The sequence below is a fragment of the Candidatus Chlorohelix sp. genome, assembly GCF_037138995.1.
Classification (GTDB): Bacteria; Chloroflexota; Chloroflexia; order Chloroheliales; family Chloroheliaceae; genus Chlorohelix.
Genome location: NZ_JBAXHI010000001.1, coordinates 103,765 through 130,545, shown reverse-complemented (window position 1 = coordinate 130,545; position 26,781 = coordinate 103,765). Strand labels below are relative to the sequence as shown.

The window sequence follows — 26,781 nt, the reverse complement described above, 5'->3', positions numbered from 1 at the left end:
TTTATTTCTTTGTACCCAGCGCTTTGCTATATTCGCTTAATGCCCAGTGATAATGTCCTTGCTTCATATAGGCATCGCCTAGAACACGATGGTAGCGCGGCAATTCAGTGGATTGGGAAGACATTTCTTGCAATTTAGCCACTATATTATCAATGGCACTTTTATCCGCCAGTTTTATTGACATAGCGTAATATTCGAGGGCTTGCTTATAGTCTTTTTGCTGCATATAAGCTCTGCCAAGCTCAAAATTGGCGGAGAAATCTCGCGGGCTATTCTGTACCCGGTTTAGATAATCTGCTAAATCTGATACGGGTGCCGATTCTGCGGTAATTAATTCTGCCTCGTTCACTTGTAGCGTTTCAGCCTCAACCGGAGTAGCAGCCTCTTGCGTTTCCTGTTCTTCTACAGGTATAGGCTGAATTTCTGTCTCATACGCTGGTTTGTATTCCTCAACCGAAGCAAGTTCTGTTTCTGGAAGCTGTGGCAAGGCTTCAGCATAGGATTCTTCAACCGGCGCTTCAAAATGCTCAAGTGTGAAGTCAGTTAGATTATTCTCAGCTTCGGGCTGCATTGCCAATTCGAAATCGAAGTCAGGAAATTCTTCTTGCGGCACTTGCTCCGGTAATGTAATACCGAAGGCTTTAGAAGCTTCTTCAAATGACATTAAATTGCTAGTAGGCTGCGTTTCTTCCGGTTCAGGGTGGAACATTGCCAGCCCTTCATCGATAGGCTGCATAAATTCCGGTTCATTGAAAAAGTCACCCAATAAATCTAGCTCGGCTGGTTTTTGTTCCTGCGCTTTTACTTCTGGTTCAGCAAACAGGTTATCAAAGCTGAACGGTTCGGTTGGTTCCGGTTCAGCTTGGAAGGTTGGGATTTCTTCGGCTGCTGGTTTTTGTTCCTGCGCTTTTACTTCTGGTTCAGCAAACAGGTTATCAAAGCTGAACGGTTCGGTTGGTTCTGGTTCAGCTTGGAAGGTTGGGATTTCTTCGGCTGCTGGTTTTTGCACCTTTTCAAAAGGTTCAGCAAACAGATTATCAAAGCTGAACGGTTCGGTTGGTTTCGGCTCAGCATAGAAGGTGGGTGCTTCTTCGGCTGTAAGAAATGGAGCAAAACTGAAATCGCTTTCCGCTTTAATATCAAACGGTTCAGCAGCAATCGGCTCGAATGGTTTCGCTTCCTCATCGAAAATGAGCGGGAACAATTCGTCTTCAATCGCGGGAGTAACTGCTTCAGTAACAGTTTCGTCCGGTTTAAAGCTGAACGGCTCGGCTTCTTCAAGCGGTTCTTGCGTTTTCTGAGTAGTAGGCGCAAATTCATTCAGGTCAAACTGATCGAATTGCAACTCTCCTAAATCAAAAACTTCCTGCTCAACCTGAGTTTCAGCAACACCTTCGGTAAAGGCGGTTTGCATTTCGGCTTCAAGCTCCGGTTTGAAAGCTGGAATCTCTTCTTCCCCAAAAGAATCGGATTGATTCGTAGCAGTTGTGAAGCTTTCTAGGATGTCACTTTGCTCAGATAATAGCGCTTCATCTTCGTTAAGGCTGGTTGCGCCTGTTGCTGCCAGTCGCTCGATTTCTTCAAATGATGGGAAAATATCGAACTCTTGTGGTACAGGTTCTTCATGCTTAACCGATTCAGCTGGAATCTGCCCTTGCTCTTCGCTTTGGCGATGGCGTGCTGCCATTCGTTCAAACATTGAACCTTTCGACTTCGCTTCTTCGGCATCAGATTCAGATTCTGATGATTTTCTCTTGCGATTTTCCAGCCAACTAAAGCGGCGCAACGGTCGTTCTTGTCCGGGTTCTACTTCCGGTTCAGGTTCGCGCGGACGACGTGTAGTAGAAGGCATAAAAGGTTCTGGCTGGTAATCGGGACGCAAAGCTGGTTTGCCTTTGCCCAAACCGGGTATTGATTCGAATCCTTCCAGCGAAAATGGTTCAAGATCCACTCCTTCCAAGTCATCTAAAGATGACTCCTCGGAGAATGGAAGCTGTTGCGATGGGATTGAGGAAAGTCCACCAAAACTGGGTATTCCGGTTGTGGAGTTGTCCTGAGAAGTGGCGGATGATAAATCATTTAGCTTCATTCCGCTCATATCTTGGAAGCCTTGCGGCTTTAAAGCTCCGGAAGGGCTTCCGGTTTGGGAACTCGCGCCGGATACTTCCTCCTCAAAGGTAAATGGTTCTAGATCATCCAGATTTCCCCAACTTTCAAAAGGTGAAGTCGGGGGAGTGCCACCGCGGGGCGTTCCAAAAGGATTAGTCGCCGAGGGTTGGTTGAATTGAGGTGGAATCGGCGCTTGTGTTGGCTTCTGGGTTTTCTCGACCGCTTCTTCAAAAGGATTAAAAGGTATCAAATCATCCATATCCTCCAAACCGGAAGGCATGGAGAAAGCTGTAGTTGGTTGCACTGAGACAGGTTGCACCGGTGGCTTGAAAGGCGCAGTAGCTTGGGTTCCAAAACCAAGATTGGGCGGTTGTCCGGTAATATCTTCAAAAGAGAATGGGATAAGATCATCATCATCTTTAAAAGGTGAAATCGGGGCTGTGGGCGTGTTAAAGTCCCTATCATCTGGGATATAAGCATGCAACGGTTGGTTATTTAGGGTTGGCGGTGGCGTTTGTGGCGCTGCCTGTGGTGGCGTAGGTACTTGTGGGACGGGCGCGGCAAATACTCCCGATTCTTCAAGCGAGAAAGGCTGTAATTCATCCAGCCCAAAATCTCCGGGAGTGGGGTTGAACGTAGCGGTGGGATGTGCCTGCCCTTCCAGCGTACTATCTACCCAATTAGGAAGATCGCTTGGTGTCATACTGCTGCTTGAACCCCTCATATTTTCACGAGCGGTTGTACTCTGCTGACTTGCGCCGGGGTTTAGCCAATCAGGAAGGTCATTACCGCCAAGAGTAATTTCGCGTGGGCGGATGCGTGCAGGTGATGTAGAAACATCCTCAATCGGAGGGTTTTCTTGCTGAAAACTAAGCTTTTCAGCTTCTTGCTCATTCATTGCATAAGGCAGCAAGTAATCCGGAAGTTCTTCTCGCTCCCAATCAAATAAATCGCCTTCTTCTTCCGGTTTGCCTCTTTTGATAGGCATTTCCTCAATCTCCTTGCTATCTGAGGAAGCTATACTACTTTCGGTTTGTAATACTTCCTCTTCCAACACCCCTATGGGTGGAATATTTGTACTTTTGGCTATTTCTTCGGCGGCATATACAGGTTCTGGACCACGCTCATCGCGCATATGGAAAGCATGCTCCTGAATTATACCGGGAGTGCCAGTTTCAGCATGAACAGCCCATTCCTCATCAATAAATTCAGCTATTGCTTCTTTTCCATTGACCTTTGCAGGTATCTGCTGTTCTACAAATAGATTCTCAAAATATGAATTATCATACGCAATTTCTTCTTGGTCAGGGTTGATTACAGGCGGTTGTTCCACTCCGCTAAGTTCATGCTCAAATTCTAAAGCTGGTTCAAGGGATTGTTCTTGAAAAGACTCTTTAAATACTGACAGCTTGGTAGCTAGATTTGGGGTAGGGGTAAAATCTTCTACATCAAACAGGTCAAATAGTTCGTTAGACGCGCTCGATTTTTCTTGATTGTCGGTCTCGGCGGTAGGGATACTCACTCCCGTTGGATAAGCTGAAGCCGCAAAATCTACTAATTCTAAATCTTCCTGCTCGATGTCGAAACTGAAAGGTTGTAGTCCTGCAAGTTCTTCCTCAGCTACTTTCGGCGCAAATGAGGGTGGCGACGGAGCAAGGGTTGCAGCATGCGGTATATCTATGTCATCAAAGAAACTATCGAATGCACTATCCTCATCACCCCGCCTGATTTTTTCAAGCTCCGCGATTGCTTCGATTTCTTCCTGTGCCTTATTTTCCTGCTCTGCAACCGCTTCGCTCTCTGCTAACAGGCGCTCGAACCAGTCATTTTCTCCGGTAAGCTCTTTAAAGGTGCTTTTCTCCTCTTCATCGGGGTTTACGCCTTTCAAGCCCAGTTGTAGGTCGGTTGCGGCATCGGCAGTAACCCATGCTGGTAATAGAGGCTGGTTTTCTTTTTCGGCTTCGAGTTTCGACCAATCAGGCGGCGGCAATTGGGCAGCCCCTAACATTGCCAGATAATTTAATGCTCCATCCGAAGCGGCAGGGTCTTCAAAGAGACGTTCGGCTACTAGGTACAGGGGGTCAAGTGCTTGCGCTTTTTCCAGATAGACGGCGGCTCTTTCTTCGCGGCGGCGAACCCCGTAAATATGCCACAAAATCAGGTTACATTTAATCAGGTAGGGTTGTTCTTCCAGCAGTTCGCGGCAAAGCTGCTCTGCACGGTAGTAATCGCGATTGCGCCAGTAGGCTTCTGCCAGTCCGGTTTGAATATCTATGCGGTTGGGGGTTTCGCGAAGGATTGCGAGAAACTCATCAATCGCTTGGCTGAAAAAACCATCGCGGATACGCTGATGCGCCAATCCGGCTTTGGTGAGGCGCAAGCGCGGACGCTCCATACCTTGATGCTCGCGGTATAGACGCAGTAACTCTACCCGCAATTGTTCTATGTTGGGGTCAAGCTCTAGCGCACGCTCATAATAAACTATAGCGTTGTCAATATTGCCCCGCTCATAAGCAATAAAACCTCTATCTACATAGCCCAGCACGTCATGAGGGTCTGCTGCCAGCACGTAAGAGAACAGTTTATCCGCTTCTTCCAGCAACCGCTTCTCAGTATAAGCTTCGCCCATTTGGCGTGTAGCTTCAAGGCAACGAGGGTAATAGCGGAAAACATGCTGGCATAACAAAACTGCCTTATCAGGCTCACCATTCTCCATGAGTTGCTTAGCCTGATTAATAATCTCATCGAGTTTAACTCGTTCGCCCGCCATTGGAGTTATTCCTGCTAATTTAATTGTGTCTCATTATTTACATAAAATTAGTTATGTAGCGTAATTATAAGGTAAACTATATAGAATGGCAATACTTTAGTCGGAAAACCTATTGAGAGCCTATTGGGTTGATGATATCGCGGGCATGTTTGAGCAAAATCTCGATGCGGCGCGAGTCAACCTGCTTACTTTGAAGGTATTTTTCGAGTAGTTGAAGTGGCGTTAATTCTTCTACTTCTAGTCCTGCGAGGCGAGTCCTACGCGGTTTATCTACTTCCCGACTGATAGCAGCAACTAGGTAAACTTTCATTTCATGCAAGACGCGCCTTATTTCATCTTCGCGCACTTGCCCTTCTTGTTCCGGTCGCAATTTGATTTTGAGGCGAACGATTGCTTCGTTCAAGCCGTTTTCCCACTTACTAGCTTCACGCTGTAACGCCTGTATAATTGCCGTAGTGGGGGTTACCAACCCATCACTTTCAACTTGCTTTATATCTAATTCCAGCGTGCGAAAAGGGCGCGTCTGGTGGTCGGCATGGAATGCCCAAGTAGTGTTGCGCGACGCACGCCCACCGCCCTGATCATTAATATCCACAATTACGAAGCCTTTATCTTCTTTTTCTTCGCCAAAATCTATTCGTTCGATACTGCCGGGATACACGATGGAAACGCCATCCACTTCATAATGCTGATGTTTGTGGATATGCCCAACCGCTACGTAATCAAAACGAGATGCGCTTAGCATACTTTTCTGGATTACCAAATCTTGACCTAACATTATCGAGCGTTCGAGACCAAAAACCGATCCGGCGATAGTAGCATGTGCTGCCAGCACTGCCGGTATTTGCGGGTCGAGCTTGGTGATAAAGGCGTTTAGGGCGTTGGTTATTCGCACAGTCATTAATTCATTTAACTCTTCCATAGCTTTGCCGCGATATTCTTCTTTGGCAATTAATCCGGCGCGTGTAACCCATGGGAGTGCGACTACCTGAAGTGGTCCGCTTTTGGTTTTGATTAAGGTCAGCCCGATTTCGCGTGCAACATACACATTTGGCACATGCAGAGTCTGGAAAATTTCAATGGCATGGGCGCGATTGCTAATGCTTGGTAGGTCATGGTTTCCGGTCAAGAGATAAACCGGAATACCATTTGAGGCAAGGCGCTGGATTCGCTGAGCAAACTCGCGTTGTACGGTAGGGTTGGGGTCGCGACTTTTATAGGCATCGCCCGCGAACAAAACCGCATCCACGCCCATTTCCATTGCTGTTTCTATGGCTCGGTCAAAGGCGTACATGAAATCGAGTAGGCGCGTAGGGTAGCCCGTTTGCGGATCTACCCTCGAATAGGTTTCGATGCCAAAATGAATGTCGGCAATATGTAATAGGCGCATTTGATTTTACCGCTACTGGAGCGCTCCATTGAGTAGTTTTATAACCGCTTCGTAAAGATCCAATTCGCGCTGCTCAATTCGCTCAAGCAACTCTTTCAAACCGCCCGGCGCATTTTCCGATTTTAGCAGCCGTATTAATATTTCCTCGCTTATGCGTGAAAGCATCTCATCTCGCAGGCGAAGTTTTTCGCGCTTGCCGTATTCACCGCTGCTTTTCAGATAGGCTAGATGGGCTTCCGCTTGGTCTGCCAATTCGCAAATACCAGAACCTTCAGCCGCTATGGTTTTAAGAATAGGTATTTCCCAATCACGTTTTTTGGAAGCAAGACTCATCATTGCGCGTAGGTGCAATTGCAAGCGCTCGACTCCATCGCGATCGGCTTTATTAATCACAATCAGGTCGGCAATTTCCAACACCCCAGCTTTGATTGCCTGAATATCATCGCCCATGCCGGGTACTTCTACCAGTATTGTACTGTGGGCTGCTTTGGCAATATCCACTTCATCTTGCCCAACACCGACTGTTTCAAGGATGATGATGTCTTTACCGAAAGCGTCCATAGCTCTCACCACATCGCTAGTGGCAGAAGCCAAGCCGCCCAGTTGCCCACGTGTTGCCATGCTACGAATAAATACTTCTTTATCGTTGTAATTTTCGAGCATGCGTATGCGATCGCCCAGAACCGCGCCACCGGTCAGGGTACTGGTAGGGTCTATCGCTATTACCCCAACCGAATGGTTGCGCCTTCGGAATTCCTTGATTAGCTGATTGGTCAAGGTACTTTTACCGGCGCCGGGTGCGCCAGTAATGCCGATGATATGGGCGCGTCCGGTTAGAGGGTACAATTGTTTAAGGAGCATGGAGGCTTCAGCAGTACGATTCTCCACGATAGTGATGGCGCGAGCAAGCGCACGCCGATCACCTCCCAAACCACGTTCTACTAATCCCAGAATTTCGGGAGTAGGCTGCGGGATTGAACTTGAAGCCATTTAGCGTTTTTCACTCCCGGTAGCCGCGCTTGCTGTCGGGCGCACGTTCTTGCGTATGAAGTTGGCAGTTTCTTCAATAGTGGTGCCGGGACCGAAAACAGCCTGTATGCCTAGCTTTTTGATTTCTTCCACTTCTTCCGGTGGAATGATGCCACCGGCGAATACCAGTACATCTTCCATGTTATTTTCATTCAGCAACTTCATGACACGCGGAAACAGGACAGTATGAGCGCCGCTGAGAATACTCAGCCCAATGGCATCAACATCTTCCTGAAGCGCTGCTTCTACTATCATTTCTGGGGTTTGGTGCAACCCTGTATAGATTACTTCCATACCGGCATCTCGTAAGCCGCGCGTTACTACCTTCGCGCCCCGATCATGCCCATCTAAACCGGGTTTCGCGATTAATACTCTGATTTTGTGTTGTACTTCATTCTGCTGGGTCATAGCATTTCCCTTTCTCAGCTTCCGCATTGAATGTAGAATGGCTCCGAATAATGTTAAATTTTATCATGCCTATCAACACGCTTCAAATTGAATTGGTCTGACTCGGTTTGACTAGCTGACGTTGCTTCTTTATCATTACTATACCGCACTATACTCTCTAATTTGACCTATATTTAGGGGAATTGACTAACCGAATGCAAGAAGATGCAAAACCTGAAGATTTAAATCTGGAATCTGAACCTCAGATTCTTCCACCTTCCAAACCGAATTATATCTTGTTACCACGCTTTGTAAAATTGCAAATAGCAGTTGGCGGGATATTTCTGTTCGTGGTTGCCTTTTTTCTGGGAATTATTTTTACTATTTTTATGCAGAATACGCCTTTCGATGACGGGTTTTTGAACCTGATTCAGAAACCAATCCTGAGTTCTAGTAATATCCCTACTGATGCCCATCGCCAATGGTTAGACTTAAGCCAGACCTTTACGCTAATAGACCGTTATTATTACGAACGCGATAAAATCAAACATAAGGATATGGCTTATGCGGCAGCCCAAGCGGTCGCTAATTCGTTGGGTGACCCTTTTACCCAATTTGTGCCACCCGCACGTAGCGCCGAATTGAGCCAAAACCTATCGGGTCAGCAGGTTGGTATTGGTATTATCACACAATATAACCTAGATAAGACGATTACAATAAAAGAGGTGTTTGAGGGTACTCCTGCCGAGAAAGTAGGCTTGAAGGAAGGCGATATTTTCCTGAAAGTGGGTGGACAGGAACTAACACAGACAGGTGACTCTAGCAAGGATCTAACGCAATTATCAACTTTGCTGCGAGGCGATAAGGGTACAAAAGTAACGGTTACTTTACGCCGCCCTTCGGAAAATAATCGTGAACTGGATATTGAAATTACCCGCGATTCGTTTATCCGCCCTTCTGTAACTGTAAAATTACTACCGGATAAAATTGGTTATATCAATGTTTCGGTATTTGGCTCTAATACTATTAAGGAATTTGACCAAAAAGTGAAACGCCTTACCGATGCCGGCGCTACTGGGTTGGTTTTGGACTTGCGTAACAATGGTGGCGGGTTAGTAGATACTGCTAAAGATTTGTTAGCGCGGTTTCTGAATGGGGGCGTGGCATATTATGCCGATATTCCTTCCGATAATGTAAAATTCCGTAGCGAGAGCGTAGCCGAAAATAAAGGTGGTCTGGCATTGTACGATATTCCGTTGGCAGTGCTGGTCAACAAGGATTCTGCCAGCGCCAGCGAGATTACTGCCGGGGCGTTGCGAGATAGAAACCGCGCCCCCCTAATCGGACAGCGTACTTATGGCAAAGGGGTAGCCCAATATGTAGTGTCGCTCTTTGATGGTTCAACCGCCCGTATCACTTTTGAAAAATGGTACACTCCTGCTAAAATAGATATATCAAAGCAGGGCTTGCAGCCTAATATCGTTGTAAATCAGACTCAGGATGACATTACCGCAGGACGCGACCCACAACTGGAACGCGCCGTGAAGTTTTTTCTGGATAAAGAACAGATACCACCACTTTAGCAGACGGGAGTACAAATGGTAGCAGGATTTGTTGGGCGTGCCTTTGGGGAATTTGGACGTGCCTCGCTTTTCGACAAAATTTTGACCGTATTTTATGTGTTTGTACCGCTTGCTTTGTTAGCGCGTTTTGCCGATTTGTCACCAATAGCCACCTTCTTTATTTGTGCGCTGGCAATTGTGCCGCTTGCCAAGCTATTGGGAGAGGCTACCGAATCAATTGCTTCCAAAATGGGCGCAACTCTAGGCGGTTTGCTCAATGCTACTTTTGGAAACGCGGTGGAATTAATTATTGCCATTATTGCGCTTTCCAAGGGCATACCGGAGGTGGTAAAGGCTTCTATTACCGGCTCAATTATCGGTAACATCCTGTTTGTATTGGGCTTGTCTATGTTTTTCGGGGGCTTGGGTTATAAAAATCAGCGTTTTAACCGCTATATTGCTAGTTCTTCCGCTAGTCAGATGACCCTTGCCTGTATTGCTCTAATCGTACCTTCGGTATTTGTAGCCACATCTGGGCGCAATGATAACCTGCCTTCACTGGTGGAAAACCTGAGCTTGCTGGTTTCGGTTATTCTGCTGGTATCCTACGCCGCGCAACTTTTCTTTACGCTTCGTACTCATAGCAAAGAAACTGCCGATGAAGAATTGCCGGAGGGTTTGCAGGAATATGAAAATGAGATAGCTAAAACCGATGAGGTTATACACGGGTCAGCTTGGGGTGTGAAGCGTTCTTTGATTACGTTGGTTATAGCTACCGTTACTATTGGGATGATTTCCGAAACATTGGTTGGTAGTATAGAGCCACTAACCAAAGAACTGGGCTGGACTGAGCTATTTGTTGGGGTAATTCTGGTGGCAATCATCGGGAACGCTGCCGAACATCTCACTGCTGTCACAGTAGCGATGAAGAACAAAATGACACTGGCGTTGAGTATCTCAATCGGCAGCGCGGCGCAGATTGCTCTTTTTGTCGCTCCGGTGCTGGTGTTTGTAGGCTTTTTTATGGGCGGCAATAGTCAGCTTGACCTTTATTTTGGAGAGTTTGAGTTGATTGCAATTGTAGTTTCGGTAGTAATTATGAATCTGGTTACGCAGGATAATGAGAGTAACTGGTTTGAAGGTTTGCAATTGCTGGCGGCTTATGCGATTTTAGGAATTGCCTTTTATCTGCACCCGCCTGTTGTTTTCCCAAGCTTGAAATAGGCATTTCTATATTAAGAATCATTGTCAAATTTTACTTGAAAAGGGCTATTGCCGGGTCTTGCATATTAGATGATAATTTGACATAATCATGTTATAACTGTGTAGAAATCCTTATAAACCTTGAAAAGTTTAAATACTGACTACTCTATTAAAGGGAGGCTGGCAAATGGCGGCGTTACGCGACGTATTAAACAAGTTTAAAGCGGTAAAAGACGTAGAGATGGCGGCAATAGTCAGCTTGGATGGCATGCAGTTGGATAGCTTTAGTAGGGGCAATTTGGATGTAGATTCGATTTGTGCTATTGCTACTACCGGTTTGCAAATGAGCGTGGCTCTCGGTCATGAAACAGAACGTGGCACTACCACACAGGCTGTACTGGAATATACGGGCGGCGCAATAGTGCTAGAGCCTTTGACTGAAGAAACTATGTTGCTGGTGGTTTCTACCGACCCCAATAGTATTGGCAAGATACGTTATCTGGGTAAAAAATATCGCCAATTATTAATTGATGCTCTGGGTGAATAAAGCAATTACTATTGGTTTTACAAATACTATATTGTATAATCAATTTTGAAGCTTCGGGCGCTTTTTTACGCTTTGGTAAAGCACGCCTAAAATTGCCGCAAGCTGTAACACAACTCCCGCTTGGCATAACGGGAATTGACAGGAGAGATTATGGATCCTCAATTAACTAGTATAATAGTTTCTCAGATTGAAACCTCCAATATTGAGGAATGCCTTGAGCGTCTTGTGGCTGAAACTGGGGCGAACTATTCAATGTTGCTAGACAAGAGCGGTCAGGTCATCGCTTCTCAGGGTGATACAGATCGTCAGGATATAACGGCGTTAGGCGCGTTGTTAGCCGGTACTTTTGCTAGTAGTCGGGAAGTAGCGCGTTTATTAAAAGAAAAAGATTTTAGGGTATTATTCCAACAGGGCGTTCGCGAGAATATTTTTACCGAACTGATTCAAGAGCAATGGATGTTGGTAGTTATGTTTGACAAGCGTACCCATATCGGTTTGGTAAAAGTGTTGAGCAAGCGTGCTACTGATGAGCTTGGGGCTGTTTTGGAAAGAGTAAAAATAGAGAGCCGCGCTAAAGATGCTGTAATCAGCACCAGTTTTCGTACCAGCGTGGAAGATACAATTGACCTACTCTTTAAGGACTAATTTATACTTGCGGTGAATAAAAAATGGCTCTGATAAATGTTGCGGCTCGCGAAATACACTGCAAAATTGTTTATTACGGACCCGGCTTATGCGGAAAAACCACAAATTTAAAGTACATTCATTCCGCGGTACCCGGTCATGCCAAAGGTGATTTACTTTCAATTGCTACCGAAACCGAGCGTACTCTGTTTTTTGATTTTCTTCCGCTCGATTTGGGTCAGGTTCACGGATTCCAAACCCGCTTCCACCTATATACCGTACCGGGTCAGGTGTTGTATGAACGCACTCGCGTGGCGGTGTTGAACGGAGCGGATGGGGTAGTTTTCGTAGCAGACAGCCAGCAAAGCAAATTACGCGAGAATATTCAAAGTTTACAAGAATTAGCTCGGAATATTCAGGCTCAGGGTAAGAAATTTCTGGAATTCCCGCTGGTATTGCAATATAACAAGCGAGATATGCCCAACGCCGTACCAGTTGAAGTATTGGATCATTATCTAAATTCTTCCATAAAAGTCCCGCGCTTTGAGGCGATTGCCAGCAAGGGCGATGGGGTTTTTGATACGCTTAAGTCAATCAGTAAACTGGTTATCAGTAAGTTATAATTAAGAACAAGGATTAAAAGTAGCAACCTTAACAGGCTTTTACCGTTTGGTTGCCCTAATCCTCCGAACACTATCTACAGCTAACGTGAAGGAAACAGCATGGCTCTGGAAGGTTCGCTACGCGAATTTCCAGTAACAGACATTATTCAGATGGTAAGCTTGACTAAGCAGACAGGCGCCGCTGAGATTAAAGTCGCCTATCGCGGGCAACCCACGGTGGGGCGTATTTATTTTAGAGGCGGGAACGTGGTGTTCGCCGAACTCGATAATTTGCCTAGCATGGAAGCTCTCCTTTCTTTTTTCTCAATCGATGATGGCGAATTTAGATTTATCACTGGCGAACCCGCTCCTCGCGAGGAAATTCATAGCAGTAGCGAAATGCTTATGATGCAAGGCATTAAACGCTCTGATGAGGTCAAACTCATTCGTCAGGTATTGCCTAGTGATGCTATTGTGCCACGCCTTGCTGATAACCCCCATACTGTGGGGGGCGGCAGTATAAACCTGCGTCCGGAAGAGTGGAAATTACTTACTTTTATCAACGGTCAGGACGATATTGCCACTATTTCTCGCAAAAGTAATATAAGCCTGCATAATACCGAGAAAGTAATTGTGCATCTGCTTCAACTCGGTCTGGTGGAAAAACAGCAACGCAATGTTAAATACATCCTTTATACAGAGTTAAGCGAACTAGCTTTCGGCGTGTTAGGTACAACCGCTAAAAACTTGATAGACCAAGCATATCAACGCACGCATATTTATATCGAAACCGACATAACACTCGATCAGGCTTATGAGTTGGTGGCTAACTTTCAAAAACTCTCACGCTTGTTGGTAGGTCCAAAAAAATCCGATATGCTGAGAGATCACATGCGCGATTGTGTTGACAAGCTTTTCAATATTAGGTAATAGTTTTCCGGTTTATTCTAAATCTCTGCGGTGGCTTTTGATTATAGGGTTGACGAGGCAGATGTATATGAAACATAAAAAGCGGTTACCTTCCATCCTTGCTCTGTTAATGGTTCTGGCGCTGGGGTTGGTTGCCTGTGGCGAACTAACGCCCAGCGGGAATACGACCGGTTTTTTGTTGAATGAAGTATATTCCGGTTCTGCGGCGGGCGGTTTGCAATGGGTGGAAATTCTGGCAAATGCGGCGGGCAAGGATGGAGAAAATAGCCTAGATCTTACCGGTCTTACCCTTAGAACTGCTAAAGGTTCGCTGGATTTGAGTAACCAAAAGGCAGTAGCGTTAATCCCCTCGAAAACCGATTTGCTAGATATAGGACAAGGGAAGCCAGTTCCGGGCGGCGCTTACTTGGTGGTAGTATCAAGCGTTTCAAATTTCAAAGCCGCTTTTCCATCTTCTAAAGCGGTACCCTTTGACGGTTCGAGTGTTCTCGGTGAACTTGACCCTAAAGATGATGCCATTACCTTGTTACAGGGAGGTCAACTGCTCGATCAGGTAAGTTGGGGTAATCCTCCGCAAACCTTATTGAATAAAATCGGCGTTTCCGGCTCGGTAAATCTTTCGCATTCCTCTATTGGGGGTGATAATCCCAAGAGTCTTGGGAGAACTCCACCGACGGGTCCTCGCGATGTAAATAAACCGGGTATTTTTACCATACATGAATCGATTTCGCCCGGTGGCACTGTGCCACAGCCTCGCGAAAAATATAATTTCTTGCTGAATGAAGCCACCAATGTTATTACTATCGTTGGAGGTTTGGTACTTTTTCTGGTATTCGTAATGATAGCGGTAATTGCCCGCCGCTTTGAGACGCTGGCTCAACAACGCACCTACTGGCAGTTGCTGTTGCTGGCTCCAATCGGAATTATGGTTTATAACGTTGTTACAATTCTAGCTTTCATTTCCAGAGGCAGTTTGAACGATCAGGATCGCTGGATTGGTTTTACCTCGTTATTCATCTCTGGCATAGCCTGTGCTGCGGTTATCAATGTATTTCGCAATATTGCCAAAGATATACTGGCGGCTGAGTAAAGGGAGGCAGATGCGATGACCGTATTCGGCAATGTTATCGAGTTATTCCAGCAACAACAACTGCAAGCTTTACTGCTGGATATAGGCTTTATTATACTGGCTTTGGCGCTTTTCTGGTTTGCTCGTATTCTGGGTGAATTGCTAGAAATTATCCAAAAACCTCCTGTAGAAGGGCTTACTCGCATCGCGGGTTGGTTGTTGATTTTGACTTTCTCCATACCTCACTATGTCGCGAATATTTACCTGTACCCGAACCTAACCGGAGATAGCAATATGTGGGTGGCACTTTGGATTTTCCGCACCATCTCAAATGTGGGTTTGCTGGTCGCCTCTGTTCTGGCATTAATTCCAGTAGTATTATACTGGCGTTGGACGAGGGAGTAGTTTTTAACCTGACTGTAATAATTTTTTGTTGACAAAAGCCCGCTTTACCACTATTTTTGAATAGTGGTTTTTTTAATTATTTATCGGAGGATTAATTGTGTTAAAGGGTCTTGAAGACTGGCTAATCGAATTTCTGAAAACTTTTTACGGTAGCGTTGGCTGGTGGGGCGTAATAGCGATGATGGCAATCGAAAGCATGATGATTCCGCTACCAAGCGAAATTATTATGCCGCTGGCAGGGTGGATGCTGGTGGGTACTATTGCCAGTGATATTCCCGTGTGGTTGCAACTGGTTTGGGCGGGTGTAATCGGTGGTATAGGCTGCACTATCGGCTCGCTTATCGGCTACTACATCGGACTCTTTGGCGGCAGACCTCTGGTAGTTAAATACGGCAAGTATGTGCTGATTAACGTTGGACACCTAGAAATTGCCGAACGCTGGCTTGATCGTTGGGGTGCGCTCGCTACTTTCATTTCTCGTTTGCTGCCGGTGGTACGCACTTTTGTAAGTTTGCCCGCTGGGGTGGTACGCACTCATCTTGCAGTTTTTCTACCCTTAACCTTCATTGGCTCCTTTATCTGGTCATGGGGCTTAGCTTGGGTGGGTTATCTGCTAGGGGCGCAATTCGAATCTATTCGAGCATCAATTGGCTGGCTAGATTATCCGATTGCTGTGGTCATTCTAATTTTGGTTATCTGGTTTGTGGTGAACTCGCTGAAGAAGCGCAAGCAAGAATCCCTTGCCGTTTCGGTTGCGGGCGGCAAAGGCAAGAAATAAGCTTTTGCTCTTGAAGAAGTTTGTGAATATTTTCTTGCCGTTCACAGGTGGGGGCATATTGTGGCTTGGCTTTTAACCCTCGACTACAAGGGATTGAGAACGGTTTTTTGTGGAAAATTTTAATGGAAATATCCAAAAAGGAGTTTGCGGAATTTGGAACTGACAACTTTTCTTAACTATGATGTAATTGCAGCAACAGACACTGTCGCCAAAGAAGGCGGCTTTTTCCTCGATCCGGTTTATCTTATCAAAACTCTTGGCTTGCTCGGTGTAGTGCTAATTGTCTTTGCCGAGTCGGGCTTGCTGTTCGGCTTTTTCTTTCCGGGTGATAGCTTGCTTTTTACTGCGGGGTTTTTTGCTTCTCAGGGTTGGTTCGATATTTGGTTATTGGTTCCACTATGTTTTATTGCGGCAGTTTTGGGCGATAGCGTAGGTTATTGGACGGGCAACAAGTTTGGACCGAAGCTGTTTAACAAGGAAGATTCATTTTTCTTTCATAAGGATCATATTATTCGCGCCCAAAAATTTTACGATAAATACGGCGGCAAAACAGTTCTGCTGGCGCGTTTTGTACCGATTGTACGCACCTTTGCGCCGATTGTAGCGGGCATGGGTAAAATGCGCTATGTCACATTTCTGGCTTACAATGTGGTGGGCGCTTTCGTGTTTGCAGTTTGTATCACTCTGGCGGGCTATTTCTTGGGTCAAGTAATACCGGACATAGATAAATTCCTGTTACCGATTATATTCCTGATTATTCTAGCTTCAGTAGCGCCTGGGGCATACCATATTTTCAAGGAAAAAGATAACCGGGTACGTTTTATGGATAGTCTCAAGAAGTTGCTCAAGCGTAAGAGTAAGATTGACTCTGCCGCGCAACTTAATAAAAAAGACTAAAATCGGCTACTCTATTGATTAACTGAGATTTCTCCCTTCTATGCTGAAGGGGGATTTTTTATTTCGGGGGCGGTTTTGGCTGCTTCATAAATTTCACGGAATGGTCGTCCTGTGCGGCGTGCGATTGTGGCTACGTCTTCGTATTCCGGCACTGCTTCAACTTCTACCTCGTTGAGAAACTTGAGCTTGAGTCGGACTTTTGCGCCTGAAACTTCCACTTCTCTGAAATTGCGCCCGGCTTTGTAGCGCCGATACTGGCTTACTCGCAAACCAAACGCGCTGGTTTCTTTCAAGATAAGCTCGGCAATACGCGCTTCATCGGCGGTATTTATTAACACGCCAAGCATTACACCGGGGCGGTTTTTCTTCATCTGGATAGGGCTGAAATAAACGTCTAACGCACCTTCCGCCAGCAAGTTCCCCATCAGGTAGCCCAAGCCCTCCGCGCTCATATCGTCAAGATTGGTTTCCAGTCCGCAAATTTCGTCATGCTCAAAAGAACTGCTATCCTGCATTTGTTCGGCTAGTATCTTGCGGTGCTTATGTGCCTCACTTTCCGGCAAAGATTCTCCAAGCCACAAGCGCAGCGCATTTAGCCAATCAAATTCGCGACTCCCGAAGCCATAGCCTATTTTCTCCAATTGCATAGCGGGTTGTGTGAAGCGGCACAGGGTTGATATAATTGCTGCTCCGGTAGGTGTTACCATTTCGCTGCGGGCAGGGTATTGGCTACCGTTGCGTAAGGTTAGTTGCGGTGACAAGATAGCTCCGGAGTTTGCCAGCAGTTGCAAGGTGGCAGGGGCAGGAACGGGCAGGATACCGTGCGCCGTATTTACAAAGCCGCTACCCAACGGTAATGCGCTGCAATAAAAATGCGCTACCTCGAAATATTCGAAGCCAATGCAAGCTCCTACAATATCCACTATTGCATCTACCGCTCCCACCTCGTGAAAATGCACCTGTTCAAGCGGTACTCCATGCACATGAGCTTCGGCTTCTCCCAATGCTCTGAAAATGCGAGAGGCTCTATCTTTGACTCTACCCGCCAACGCGCTATTTTCGATAATAGCGAGTATTTCGCCAAGATGACGATGCGTTTCCAATTCCGGTTGCTCTAAAATTACATCCAGCTTTATTCCGCTAATGCTATGTTGCTCGACTCGGTTCATTTCGATCCGATAATTAGCTATGCCTAGTTTTGCCAGTTCCGCTTTGAGGTAATCAAGCGGCATCCCGGCATGCAGCAATGCGCCGAGTGTCATGTCGCCGCTTACACCGGAAAATGCGTCAAAGTAAATTAGTTTGCTCATTTGCTTAGTTTTTTTCTGAGGGTAAAAAATGGATTATTGGCTCAAGCGGCTGTGTTTACCGTCTTGCGCTACCTTTAGCTGTCCACAAGCCGCCTGAATATCGCGTCCCATCTCCACCCGCACCGAGTTAGGAATGCCATAACTGGTTAGTTCTGCTTGGAAAGCCCTAACCCGATTTATGTCAGAACTGCGCTGCTTACTACCGGGAACCGGATTCATGGGAATCAGATTTACGTGGCATAGCATCCCTTTGATGAGTTTGCCCAGTTCTTTAGCACAAGCCGCCGTATCGTTGACATCTTCTACCAGTGTATATTCAAAACTAAGGCGGCGATTGGTATTAGCGATATAAACCCGGCAAGCCTCGATTAGCTCGGCAATGGGGTAACGCCTGTTGATTGGCATCATTTGGCTGCGTAGCGCATCGTTCGGGGCGTGTAGCGAAAGAGCTAGATTCACAGGTAATTCTTCCTGCCCGAAGCGTCTTATCATCTGTGGCAAACCTACGGTGGAAACGGTCATTTTGCGGGCGCTCAGGTTGATACCGTTCGGGTCATGCAAGCGACGAATCGCTTTCCACAAGTTCAGGTAATTTGCCAACGGTTCGCCCATTCCCATAAACACAAGGTTGGAAACCCGCTTATGCCCCAAAGTCAATTTTTGATTTTCGGTGTGTATTAGGAAACGCTCGTAATGCAAAATCTGTTGCAAGATTTCTCCAGCAGTCAGGTTGCGATTCAAGCCCATCAAGCCAGTCGCGCAGAAAGAACAAGCCATCGCGCAACCCGCCTGAGTTGAAACGCATACGGTAGCGCGATCGGAGTAAAGCATTAATACCGTTTCGATTTCTGCGCCGTCCCATAGCCGGAATAGAGCTTTACGGGTTTGTCCGTCATGTGCAACTTTTTCAGTTACCAATTCCAGCGGGGCAAGCCGATATTTCCCCTGCAACTTTTCCAGCAGTGGGCGTGGCAAGTTGCCTAACTCGCTGTAATTTGCCGCAAATTTTCGGTATAACCAATCCCAAATTTGGTTAGCGCGAAAGGCAGGTTGCCCGAAGCTCAACACAACATTTTTCAAATCGTCTCGCTCAAGCTCAAATAGCTCAGGCAGCGGTTTGCTTATCTGGGTAAGACGCGATAAGGGCGCGGTGGCGATATTTATATTATCTATTTCGTCTAGTTCTGCCTGAAAATCCTGTGGCAACATTTATACACCCATCAATAAAAAGACCCGTAACAGCGTTTGCTACGGGAGAAATTTTACCATTCCTGCTACGATAAGCAAAGTGGTTAGGGTTTATCCGAAAATCTATAACCGACTCCACGAATAGTCTGCACATAACGAGGGTTGGAAGGGTCCTCTTCCAGCTTTTTACGCAACCGCGCCAAGTGTACATCTATCACGCGCCCATCACCAAAATACTCGTAATTCCAGATTTGCTCCAGCAATTGATCACGGCTGAAAACAAAACCGGGATGGTCGTACATGTATTTTAGTATGTCGAACTCCAATTTGGTTAAATCCACTTCCTCCCCGTTCTTCCAAACCTGCCTTCGATCTGAATCTATAATCAGCCCGGTTTTGGAAGGAGCTTCGGTGGCTTTTGGCGCTAAGATTATTTCAGCCTGGATTTTGTTGCGGCGAACCATCGCGGTTACTCGCGCCACCAGTTCGCGCCCACTGAAAGGTTTGGTAACATAATCATCTGCGCCCGCGCTTAAGCCGAGAATCTTCTGATCCTCCGTGTCCAGCGCAGTGAGCATTATAATAAACATGTTCGGATTAATCTGGCGGAATTGGCGGCAGACTTCTACGCCGTCCATTTCCGGCATCATTCGATCCAGTACGGCTACAACCGGATTTTCTCTTCGCGCAATCTCGATTGCTTCTTTACCGCCCGCTGCCACCAGCACATTGTAGCCGGCGCGTTTAAGATGATATTCGACTAAAATCCTTATATCGGACTCATCGTCAACTATCAACACCTTATCGGCTATTGCTGTATTTACCGATTCTGTCTTTGAATTGGTTTTTTCTGTCATAAAGTAGATACCACTATGTTTCTATAATTGATTAACTACTCTATTTTAGCAGGAAAACCTAACGATTAACATAACGAACAACGACAAATAGCTATATTGAATAGCGTTTATTCGGTTTTCAGGGACTTTTGTTGTAGTTCGTAGAGTTTATTTATCGCTTCTATTGGCGATAACTCCATTATATTCAGCTCTCGTAATTCTGCCAATAATGGATGCTCCGTTTCCGCCTGCCTTATCGAGTCTGAAAACAGGCTCATTTGCGCGGATTCGTCATACCCATTGAGGGGGCGGGCTGCTTTGCGCGAGCGTCCACGTCTCGATTCGTTTTTCTCTATCCCCTCCAATTGTGCCAGCAACTCTTCTGCACGATGAATAACGCTGCGCGGTAAGCCTGCCAGTTGCGCCACATGGATGCCGTAGCTGCGGTCTGCGCCTCCCGGTATCAGCTTACGCAGAAAGAGAACCTTGCCGCCTTCCTCGGTAACAGCCACGTTGTAATTAACCACTCGTGGCAGTACGGCTGCCAATTCGATTAATTCATGGTAGTGGGTGGCGAAGAGGGTTTTTGCGCCACATTTGGGGTTATTATGAATATATTCCACCACCGCATGAGCAATTGCCAATCCATCATAAGTGCTGGTTCCACGCCCCACCTCATCCAGCAGAATTAGGCTGCGTGGGGTGCTGTGCGACATGATATAACTGGTTTCAGTCATTTCCACCATAAAGGTGCTTTGCCCGCCGGAAATGTCGTCCTGCGCCCCTACGCGGGTGAAGATTCTATCTACCAGACCGATAATTGCCGAGTCGGCAGGCACGAAAGAACCGATTTGCCCCAACAGTACAATCAATGCCACCTGCCTCATGAAGGTGCTTTTCCCTGCCATGTTAGGTCCGGTGATGATAATTACTTGCTCATGCTCGGTGTTGAGCGTCACATCGTTTGGTACAAAGACTGAATCGGGGTTTGCCGCTTCAACTACCGGATGTCGCCCCGCCACAATTTTTATCAACGAACCGTTATTGATTTGCGGGCGCACGAAATTATTGCGTTCGGCTACTTCTGCCAGCCCTACAAAAGCGTCAATATGTGCCACTGCCGAGGCAGTTTCCAGCAATCGTGGGGCAAATGTGCCGGTAAACTCAAGCAACTCCTTATAAAGGCGGGTCTCCAGCGCGTCTATTTTATCCTGAGCCGTGACAATCAGGCTCTCTTTCTCTTTCAATTCGCTGGTGAAAAAGCGTTCGCCGTTGGCAATAGTCTGCTTGCGAATATAATCGGGTGGCACTTGCGCTAGGTAGGATTTGCTAATCTCGATATAATAGCCAAAAACCTGATTGTAGCTTACTTTCAGATTGGGGATTCCGGTACGGGTGCGCTCCCGCTCTTCTAGCTTTGCAACCCACTCTTTTGCCTCCCGCACTCCGATTTTGATTGAGTCCATCTCTTCGGAGTAGCCTTCGCGGATGACATATTTCGCCTTGTTTACCGCGCCTCGTCCGGCGAATTGCGCCAGCAAATCGGGGTCATCAATTACTGCTTCGGTAATGCGCCCGGTCACATCGGTGCAAGGGTCAAGCCGTTTGATGATAGAGGATAACGCGCTCTGCACTTCCGGTTGGGCGTTTTTTAGCAGTTCGGCGAGAGGTTCTACCCGTTCCAGCGAAGCCTTAAAGGATAATAGCTCTTTAGGGACAGCCACGCCCTGCGATATACGCTGCGTAGTGCGCTCTATGTCGCGAATATTCTTGAGATGGTCTATTAAAGCATCGCGCAAGGTGGCGTTACGAAAAAGAGCTTCTACCGCATCAAGACGCGCCTGAATGCGTGGCACTTCCAACAGTGGTTGCCCAATCCAACGGCGTAACAAACGCGCTCCCATGTCGGTATGGGTGCGATCCAGTACGGTGGTAAGCGAGTTTTTTTTCAGCCCGGTGCGGCTGGATTCTTCCAGTTCTAGGTTGCGGCGGGTTTGCGGGTCAAGCGCCATAAACTGCTTGAGGCTATAAGTAACCAACGAGTTCAGACGTGCCGCGATGGATTTTTGCGTTTCCTTAAGATAGGCTACCAGCGCACCTGAAGCCCGAATTACCAAAGGCATCTTCGCACAGCCAAAGCCCTCTAGCGAGGCTACTTCAAAATGTTCTAGTAGGGCGTGACGAGCATTATCTTCTTGCCAGCGAAAGTTTTCAAACTGGGTGAGCATTGCTTTTTCGCAAGCGTTAGCAAGGGTGCGATAAGGTAGCAAAGGGTCATCTTCATCCGCTTCGGTCTGGAACAGCATTTCAGGGCGTATGCGGCGTTGTTCGTTACGGCGTGGAGCCACTAATTCAGCCGGGTTGATGCGTACAATCTCCTGCCGCACCGCATTGAGCAATTCCGCCTTGTTTTGCTCATTAAATTCGGTGGCGCGAAACTCCCCGGTGGAGATGTCGGTATAAGCCAGTCCTGCGCTTTTTTCTTCCAGCCACATGGCAACGATAAAATTGTTGCGGCGTGGTTCTAGCAAATGCGGTTCTACCAGCGTACCGGGAGTAACCACCCGGATTACCTCGCGCTGCACTAACGAACCGGGTTTTGGCTCAGTCATTTGCTCGCAGATGGCGACCTTGTAGCCTAAATCCACCAGTTTTTTGAGGTGTGGTTCTAGCGCGTGAAAGGGAATACCCGCCATTGGTAGGCTGTCATTCTTGTTGAAGCCTCGTTTGGTCAGATACAAGCCTAACTTTTCGGAAGCGGTAATAGCATCCTGCTCGAAAGTTTCGTAAAAATCACCTAATCGAAACAGCAGTATCGCATCGGGATACTGTGCCTTGATTTTCTTGTATTGTTGAATTAGCCCGCTATCATTGCTCATTTTTTTCAGCTTTGGTTTCCTGAATTTTCACCTGTGCCACTGCTAGCGCCATAAAAAGCCAAAAGAGCGCCGCCATATGTGAGAACTCGATATTGAAAAAATAATGATCCAGCACCCCAACCGCCAATGCTCCCACGATTCCGCCCGCAAAGCCTAACAAATATGCTTGTTGGCGTGGGTCTGATAAACGTCCCATTCCTTTAAGGCAGAAAGCAAAGAATAGCCCCATCACCATCAGAAAAGAAATCAATCCAAACAAACCCATGCGTTGGGCAATGGTTAGGTAAATCATTGAAACCCCTGTCGTGAGGTCAACCGAAGGGGCGTTGCCAAAACCTACCCCAAACCAAGGGTAACGCTGGATAATTTCAAGGGCGTTTTGGTATTCGGCAAGGCGCATCAAGGTGGCAGGGTCTTGCAGGGCAAAGCCCTCTGCGAAGCGCGTTTTGATATTTCCCGGCAGCGCCAGCCAACCAGCGATAGCCGCAGGGATGGCGTATAGCCAAATTTTGCGATACTTCACCGTTGCTACGAAAGCGATTACTACCAGCGTACCCAATTGCGCCCCACGCCCGTAAGTCAGCACCAGCGCAGCCGCAGGACCAAGCATTAACAACGCCAGTACCCAACGTTTGAAAATCGGTTTGGGCGAAACCAATTGTACAAAAAGTAGCGCAATAACCAGTACCAGCAAACCGCCGTAGCTATTAGGGTCAACGCTGGTTCCGGTGGCGCGTTGCCCTTTGGCGGGGTCGTCCTCCACGTAGCGCAACACCCGGTTGGTGGGGTAGCCGATGGTTTGCAACGCCAGCAAAAGCCGTTCTTGCAAAGTTTTTGGCAATATATAAAGCGCCAGCCCGCTATAACCTGCGCCAGAACCTGCCAATGCCAGCAATTTCACCACTTTATCCAGAATCGTTTGGGTACGCACAATATTTATTATGGCGAAAAAGCTCACGATGGAAAGCATCAATTTGAAGAAGTTGTGCATTACATCGCTGCTGTTCACATAGCCAAAGCCGAGAATAAAAGCGAAAAGGCATACGCCCAAGAACAGTAATACTGCCCAATCGAAGGGTGAAGAAACCAGCTTTTGCTCATCATCGTCACTTCGCAATGCCAAGCGGAATAACCAGACTGTGAATAATGCCAGTTGCGAAGCTTCTAGTAGGGTGAGTGTAATACCAAGCTTCACGGGGATAACGGCGAAAGGTAATAACAGGGCTATACTTACCCCTACCATCAGGGTGAAAATGGGGCGACCAAGCATGAAATAAGCTACTACCAGCCCTGCTACCGCGCCAAAGCCGAAAAGCGGGTTGGGTAGCGCCACTGCCATAAAACCCCCCGCCACGCCCAACAACAAAGCGCCCCCTACCAGCATTATCAGTTTGCGGGTTTCGGGAGTAAGTACCAGAGATTTGGAAGTAGATTTTTGATAGTTCAAGATGCTTTAGCTATTTTCAAGTAAATGTTCTATCTTTTTCAATGAGTCATTCCGTTTATCGGGTTAGACCTCTCGTAGCAATTCCTGATGTCCTTTTACTTCCAACCGCACGATAAAGCGCAGACGTGCCGTATGTTCTATTTCTACTAAGTCCCCTACCTGCAATTCATCAAACAGGAAATTATTTATCTCAAACTTACGCACACCGTCACTGCCTGACTCCAGACCCCCCTCTGCTACTACAATCTGACGGCGAATCTCGTTCGTGCCGCCGTTCACGCGCCATTTGCTCAACACCGGTCCTGTTGTAATCTTTTTGGGTGCTTTCAGGTCTTTGAGTTTTTGCAAAAAGTTAAAGCTGAACAGCGACCCCATACAAAACAGAAAAAGGGCAGTACCCGGCAAAAGAAAACGCTCGGCAGTAGCGTTATAATTGCTGAAATTAGAATCCAGCCAACCCAGAATCGAGTTGAATAAACAAATTGCTCCACCAGAAAATAATGCTGTAGCGATTATACCATCAGATAGCAGGGCTAATTTTTGTTGCCAACCCGGCAGATAACGTAAATGTATTGCCTTGCGCTGTTCCCGCTCCAACACCAGCAGTTGCTCTAGCTCAAAATCATCTCGCCGTAGTATTTTCACTTCTCGCACAAACTGGAATAGAGGAGTGTAGCAGACTTCGACAAAATCCGCCCCATCGGTTGACAGGAAATCCTTTTCATTTAATTCAAAGCGGAAGCTTTTTCGGTCTTTGGGGGAGGGCAAACCGCGCAAAAGCAAGCCGTAGTCTGCCGCGTTGAAATCGGCTTGCTCAATTCGCGCCACTACTATTCCACGTTTGCGATAGGGCGGTAACAGCCAATCTGCAAGATTGAGCAGTGCATAGATAAGAATAAACACTATTAATATGCCAACACATGCCACTGTCCAGAATACAGGCGCTTGATATTCCTGAAAAAACGCCCCTTCAACCCACTCATCTTGTACCAATTCTCCTAAGTTCTCGACATTAAGCGAATAGATATGGTGGATGTGGGGAGACATAGAAATTAACACATTTTGCCCGTTTTGAATCTGCCGAATAATTTCTGAGCGTAGTTCGAAGTGCGAAATTAATGAGCCTGTGGTACTCTCTATCAGGTCAAAGCTGCCGTTATTGTTGCGAGGATATGAGCGGGGGCTTTTATTAGAAATTTTGCCTTCAACTACAACTGGTGGGTTGTTGCCATCGCTCCAGTAATCCTCGCCAATTATGTATGCGACCCCAAGCCCAAGACCAAAAAGTAGCGCAAGACTGAAGCCGACAATGAAGCGAGTTAAGGGGTGTTTTTTCCACATGGCGCAGTTAGCCGATAAAGGAATTGCAAAACTGGACAAATTTGTGGGGTTATTATACCCTTTTTTTACAGAAATTAAAGCATTTTGCCTTTTGCAGTATAGCTCAAAAACCCCTGTGGCCATCTTCTCAAGCTTCCGGTTTAGAGTATAATTCCGCTATTATTTTATTCAACCTGTAACCTGTAGATAGTGGTGGGAAAGAATGACAACCTCAACTGAGATACCCGTAAAATTGGAAAATATTCTGGAAGCAGCAGGGCGTCTCTCCGGTGTGGTAAGGCGTACCGATTTGATGGAATCTCAGGTTTTTAGTAGAGAGTGCGGGGCAACCGTATTTCTTAAATTTGAAAATATGCAACGCACCGGTTCTTTTAAAATTCGGGGCGCTTATAATAAAATTTCCCGCTTGGCAGAAATGCGCGGCGGTGAACGTCCGTTGGGGGTTATCTGTGTTAGCGCGGGCAACCATGCTCAAGGTGTTGCCAGCGCCGCGCTGTTTAGCGGATTTGAGGCTACGGTAGTAATGCCGCTAGGGGCATCCCTGACTAAAGTAAAGGCTTGCCGCGACTTGAAGGCAGAAGTCATTCAGCATGGGAATACGCTGGAAGATGCTTTTATCTTTGCAAATGAATTGGCAAAAACGCGCGAATTAATGATGGTGCATCCCTATGATGATTGGGATGTGATTGCCGGACAGGGTACAATTGGTCTTGAAATGCTTCAGGATTTACATGATGTCAGCACTGTGGTTGTGCCGCTGGGCGGTGGCGGGTTGCTTTCTGGAGTTGCGCTGGCGTTAAAGTTACAAAAGCCCAAAGTCCGGGTTATAGGAGTACAAACTGCTACGGTTTCACCCTATTATGGTTTTATTCAAAGCGGGAAGTATAATGCAATTAATCCGGATGCGACTACTATAGCTGACGGTATTCGGGTGAAGATGCCGGGTGAGCGTCCTTCGCTGGTGTTGCGCCGCTACGTTGACGATGTGGTGACGGTGGATGACGGTAAAATTTCGGAAGCGATTGTTTCAGTTTTGGAACGTACCCGAACATTGGTAGAAGGCGCGGGTGCGGTTGGGCTTGCCGCGTTGATGGCAGGTAAAATACCGCTAAAAACTGGCGAACGGGTAGCGATAATTCTCAGCGGTGGAAATATTGATACGCCGCTGGTCGGAAACATTATTGATTATGGTTTGTCTAGCAGTGGCAGGTTATTTGCAGTTTCGATAATCTTAACCGATAAGCCCGGACAACTCCTTAACCTTCTCAGGCTGGTAGCTGAAATGGGTATGAATTTGCGTCAGGTGGAACATCGGCGGGGCGAACTTAACGTACCGGTAGGGCGCACCGAAGTAGTATTGCAAATCGAGTGTCGCGCTCGTGAACAGCATAGCCAATTGGTGGAGCATCTCTGGAATAATGGGCTTGAGGCAAGAATCATTAATTAAAGCTGAACGGATTTTTACGCAGGTAGAGGCA

General features: G+C 46.8%; 21 protein-coding genes. 11 read left to right on the top strand and 10 right to left on the bottom strand.

Translation table 11 applies throughout. From position 1 onward, the window contains the following. Nucleotide 1: 1 nt before the first annotated feature. From WCK19_RS00580 to WCK19_RS00565, 4 genes are all read right to left on the bottom strand, one after another. On the bottom strand, nucleotides 2-4,879 hold the full coding sequence (locus WCK19_RS00580) for a tetratricopeptide repeat protein (RefSeq protein ID WP_342395396.1): 4,878 nt from the start codon (nucleotides 4,877-4,879) through the stop codon (nucleotides 2-4). A 109-nt stretch (nucleotides 4,880-4,988) separates the two neighbouring features. Further along, nucleotides 4,989-6,269: an exonuclease SbcCD subunit D gene (locus WCK19_RS00575; protein WP_342395395.1), complete on the bottom strand. Its 1,281-nt coding sequence runs from the start codon at nucleotides 6,267-6,269 to the stop codon at nucleotides 4,989-4,991. 12 nt (nucleotides 6,270-6,281) lie between these two features. Continuing rightward, the gene (meaB, locus tag WCK19_RS00570) at nucleotides 6,282-7,259 is read right to left on the bottom strand and encodes a methylmalonyl Co-A mutase-associated GTPase MeaB (protein WP_342395394.1); all 978 of its coding nucleotides are present in this window, start codon (nucleotides 7,257-7,259) and stop codon (nucleotides 6,282-6,284) included. Further along, nucleotides 7,260-7,706, bottom strand: coding sequence for a cobalamin B12-binding domain-containing protein (locus tag WCK19_RS00565; protein WP_342395393.1), 447 nt, complete (start codon nucleotides 7,704-7,706; stop codon nucleotides 7,260-7,262). Nucleotides 7,707-7,900: 194 nt separating this feature from the next. Here WCK19_RS00565 and WCK19_RS00560 point away from each other — a divergent pair, with 194 nt between their 5' ends. From WCK19_RS00560 to WCK19_RS00515, 10 genes are all read left to right on the top strand, one after another. Further along, on the top strand, nucleotides 7,901-9,268 hold the full coding sequence (locus WCK19_RS00560; protein WP_342395392.1) for a S41 family peptidase: 1,368 nt from the start codon (nucleotides 7,901-7,903) through the stop codon (nucleotides 9,266-9,268). A gap of 15 nt (nucleotides 9,269-9,283) precedes the next feature. Continuing rightward, entirely contained in the window at nucleotides 9,284-10,471 is a 1,188-nt protein-coding gene (gene cax / locus WCK19_RS00555; RefSeq protein WP_342395391.1) for a calcium/proton exchanger, read from the top strand. Between the two features lie 166 nt (nucleotides 10,472-10,637). Further along, nucleotides 10,638-10,997 carry a roadblock/LC7 domain-containing protein gene (locus WCK19_RS00550; RefSeq protein ID WP_342395390.1) on the top strand — a complete coding sequence of 120 codons (360 nt, stop codon included), beginning with the start codon at nucleotides 10,638-10,640 and terminating at the stop codon, nucleotides 10,995-10,997. Nucleotides 10,998-11,147: 150 nt separating this feature from the next. Then, nucleotides 11,148-11,642 (top strand): roadblock/LC7 domain-containing protein, encoded by a 495-nt coding sequence (locus tag WCK19_RS00545; protein ID WP_342395389.1) that lies wholly within the window; start codon nucleotides 11,148-11,150, stop codon nucleotides 11,640-11,642. Between the two features lie 23 nt (nucleotides 11,643-11,665). After that, the gene (locus WCK19_RS00540; RefSeq protein ID WP_342395388.1) at nucleotides 11,666-12,244 is read left to right on the top strand and encodes an ADP-ribosylation factor-like protein; all 579 of its coding nucleotides are present in this window, start codon (nucleotides 11,666-11,668) and stop codon (nucleotides 12,242-12,244) included. Between the two features lie 99 nt (nucleotides 12,245-12,343). Further along, nucleotides 12,344-13,153 (top strand): DUF4388 domain-containing protein, encoded by an 810-nt coding sequence (locus WCK19_RS00535; RefSeq protein ID WP_342395387.1) that lies wholly within the window; start codon nucleotides 12,344-12,346, stop codon nucleotides 13,151-13,153. A 67-nt stretch (nucleotides 13,154-13,220) separates the two neighbouring features. Continuing rightward, nucleotides 13,221-14,243, top strand: a complete 1,023-nt coding sequence (locus WCK19_RS00530; RefSeq protein WP_342395386.1) for a hypothetical protein — start codon at nucleotides 13,221-13,223, stop codon at nucleotides 14,241-14,243. A 15-nt stretch (nucleotides 14,244-14,258) separates the two neighbouring features. After that, entirely contained in the window at nucleotides 14,259-14,627 is a 369-nt protein-coding gene (locus WCK19_RS00525; RefSeq protein WP_342395385.1) for a hypothetical protein, read from the top strand. Between the two features lie 97 nt (nucleotides 14,628-14,724). After that, entirely contained in the window at nucleotides 14,725-15,405 is a 681-nt protein-coding gene (locus WCK19_RS00520; RefSeq protein WP_342395384.1) for a DedA family protein, read from the top strand. A 153-nt stretch (nucleotides 15,406-15,558) separates the two neighbouring features. Then, nucleotides 15,559-16,302: a VTT domain-containing protein gene (locus tag WCK19_RS00515; protein WP_342395383.1), complete on the top strand. Its 744-nt coding sequence runs from the start codon at nucleotides 15,559-15,561 to the stop codon at nucleotides 16,300-16,302. Between the two features lie 38 nt (nucleotides 16,303-16,340). Here WCK19_RS00515 and larC read toward each other — a convergent pair whose 3' ends face one another. The 6 genes from larC to WCK19_RS00485 all read right to left on the bottom strand — a co-directional run bounded on the left by larC (nucleotide 16,341) and on the right by WCK19_RS00485 (nucleotide 25,303). After that, nucleotides 16,341-17,612: a nickel pincer cofactor biosynthesis protein LarC gene (gene larC, locus WCK19_RS00510; protein WP_342395382.1), complete on the bottom strand. Its 1,272-nt coding sequence runs from the start codon at nucleotides 17,610-17,612 to the stop codon at nucleotides 16,341-16,343. 33 nt (nucleotides 17,613-17,645) lie between these two features. Beyond that, nucleotides 17,646-18,821, bottom strand: a complete 1,176-nt coding sequence (gene rlmN, locus WCK19_RS00505; RefSeq protein WP_342395381.1) for a 23S rRNA (adenine(2503)-C(2))-methyltransferase RlmN — start codon at nucleotides 18,819-18,821, stop codon at nucleotides 17,646-17,648. Between the two features lie 83 nt (nucleotides 18,822-18,904). Then, nucleotides 18,905-19,657, bottom strand: coding sequence for a response regulator transcription factor (locus WCK19_RS00500; RefSeq protein WP_342395380.1), 753 nt, complete (start codon nucleotides 19,655-19,657; stop codon nucleotides 18,905-18,907). 107 nt (nucleotides 19,658-19,764) lie between these two features. After that, nucleotides 19,765-22,515 carry a DNA mismatch repair protein MutS gene (mutS, locus tag WCK19_RS00495; protein WP_342395379.1) on the bottom strand — a complete coding sequence of 917 codons (2,751 nt, stop codon included), beginning with the start codon at nucleotides 22,513-22,515 and terminating at the stop codon, nucleotides 19,765-19,767. After that, complete coding sequence (locus WCK19_RS00490; RefSeq protein ID WP_342395378.1) at nucleotides 22,505-23,962, bottom strand: O-antigen ligase family protein; 1,458 nt, start codon at nucleotides 23,960-23,962, stop codon at nucleotides 22,505-22,507. Before WCK19_RS00490 ends, mutS begins: the two co-directional genes overlap by 11 nt. A 63-nt stretch (nucleotides 23,963-24,025) precedes the next feature. Then, nucleotides 24,026-25,303, bottom strand: a complete 1,278-nt coding sequence (locus tag WCK19_RS00485) for a hypothetical protein (RefSeq protein WP_342395377.1) — start codon at nucleotides 25,301-25,303, stop codon at nucleotides 24,026-24,028. A gap of 202 nt (nucleotides 25,304-25,505) precedes the next feature. Between WCK19_RS00485 and ilvA the strand changes: the two genes are divergently transcribed. Continuing rightward, nucleotides 25,506-26,750: a threonine ammonia-lyase gene (ilvA, locus tag WCK19_RS00480; protein ID WP_342395376.1), complete on the top strand. Its 1,245-nt coding sequence runs from the start codon at nucleotides 25,506-25,508 to the stop codon at nucleotides 26,748-26,750. The last annotated feature ends 31 nt before the right edge of the window (nucleotides 26,751-26,781 follow it).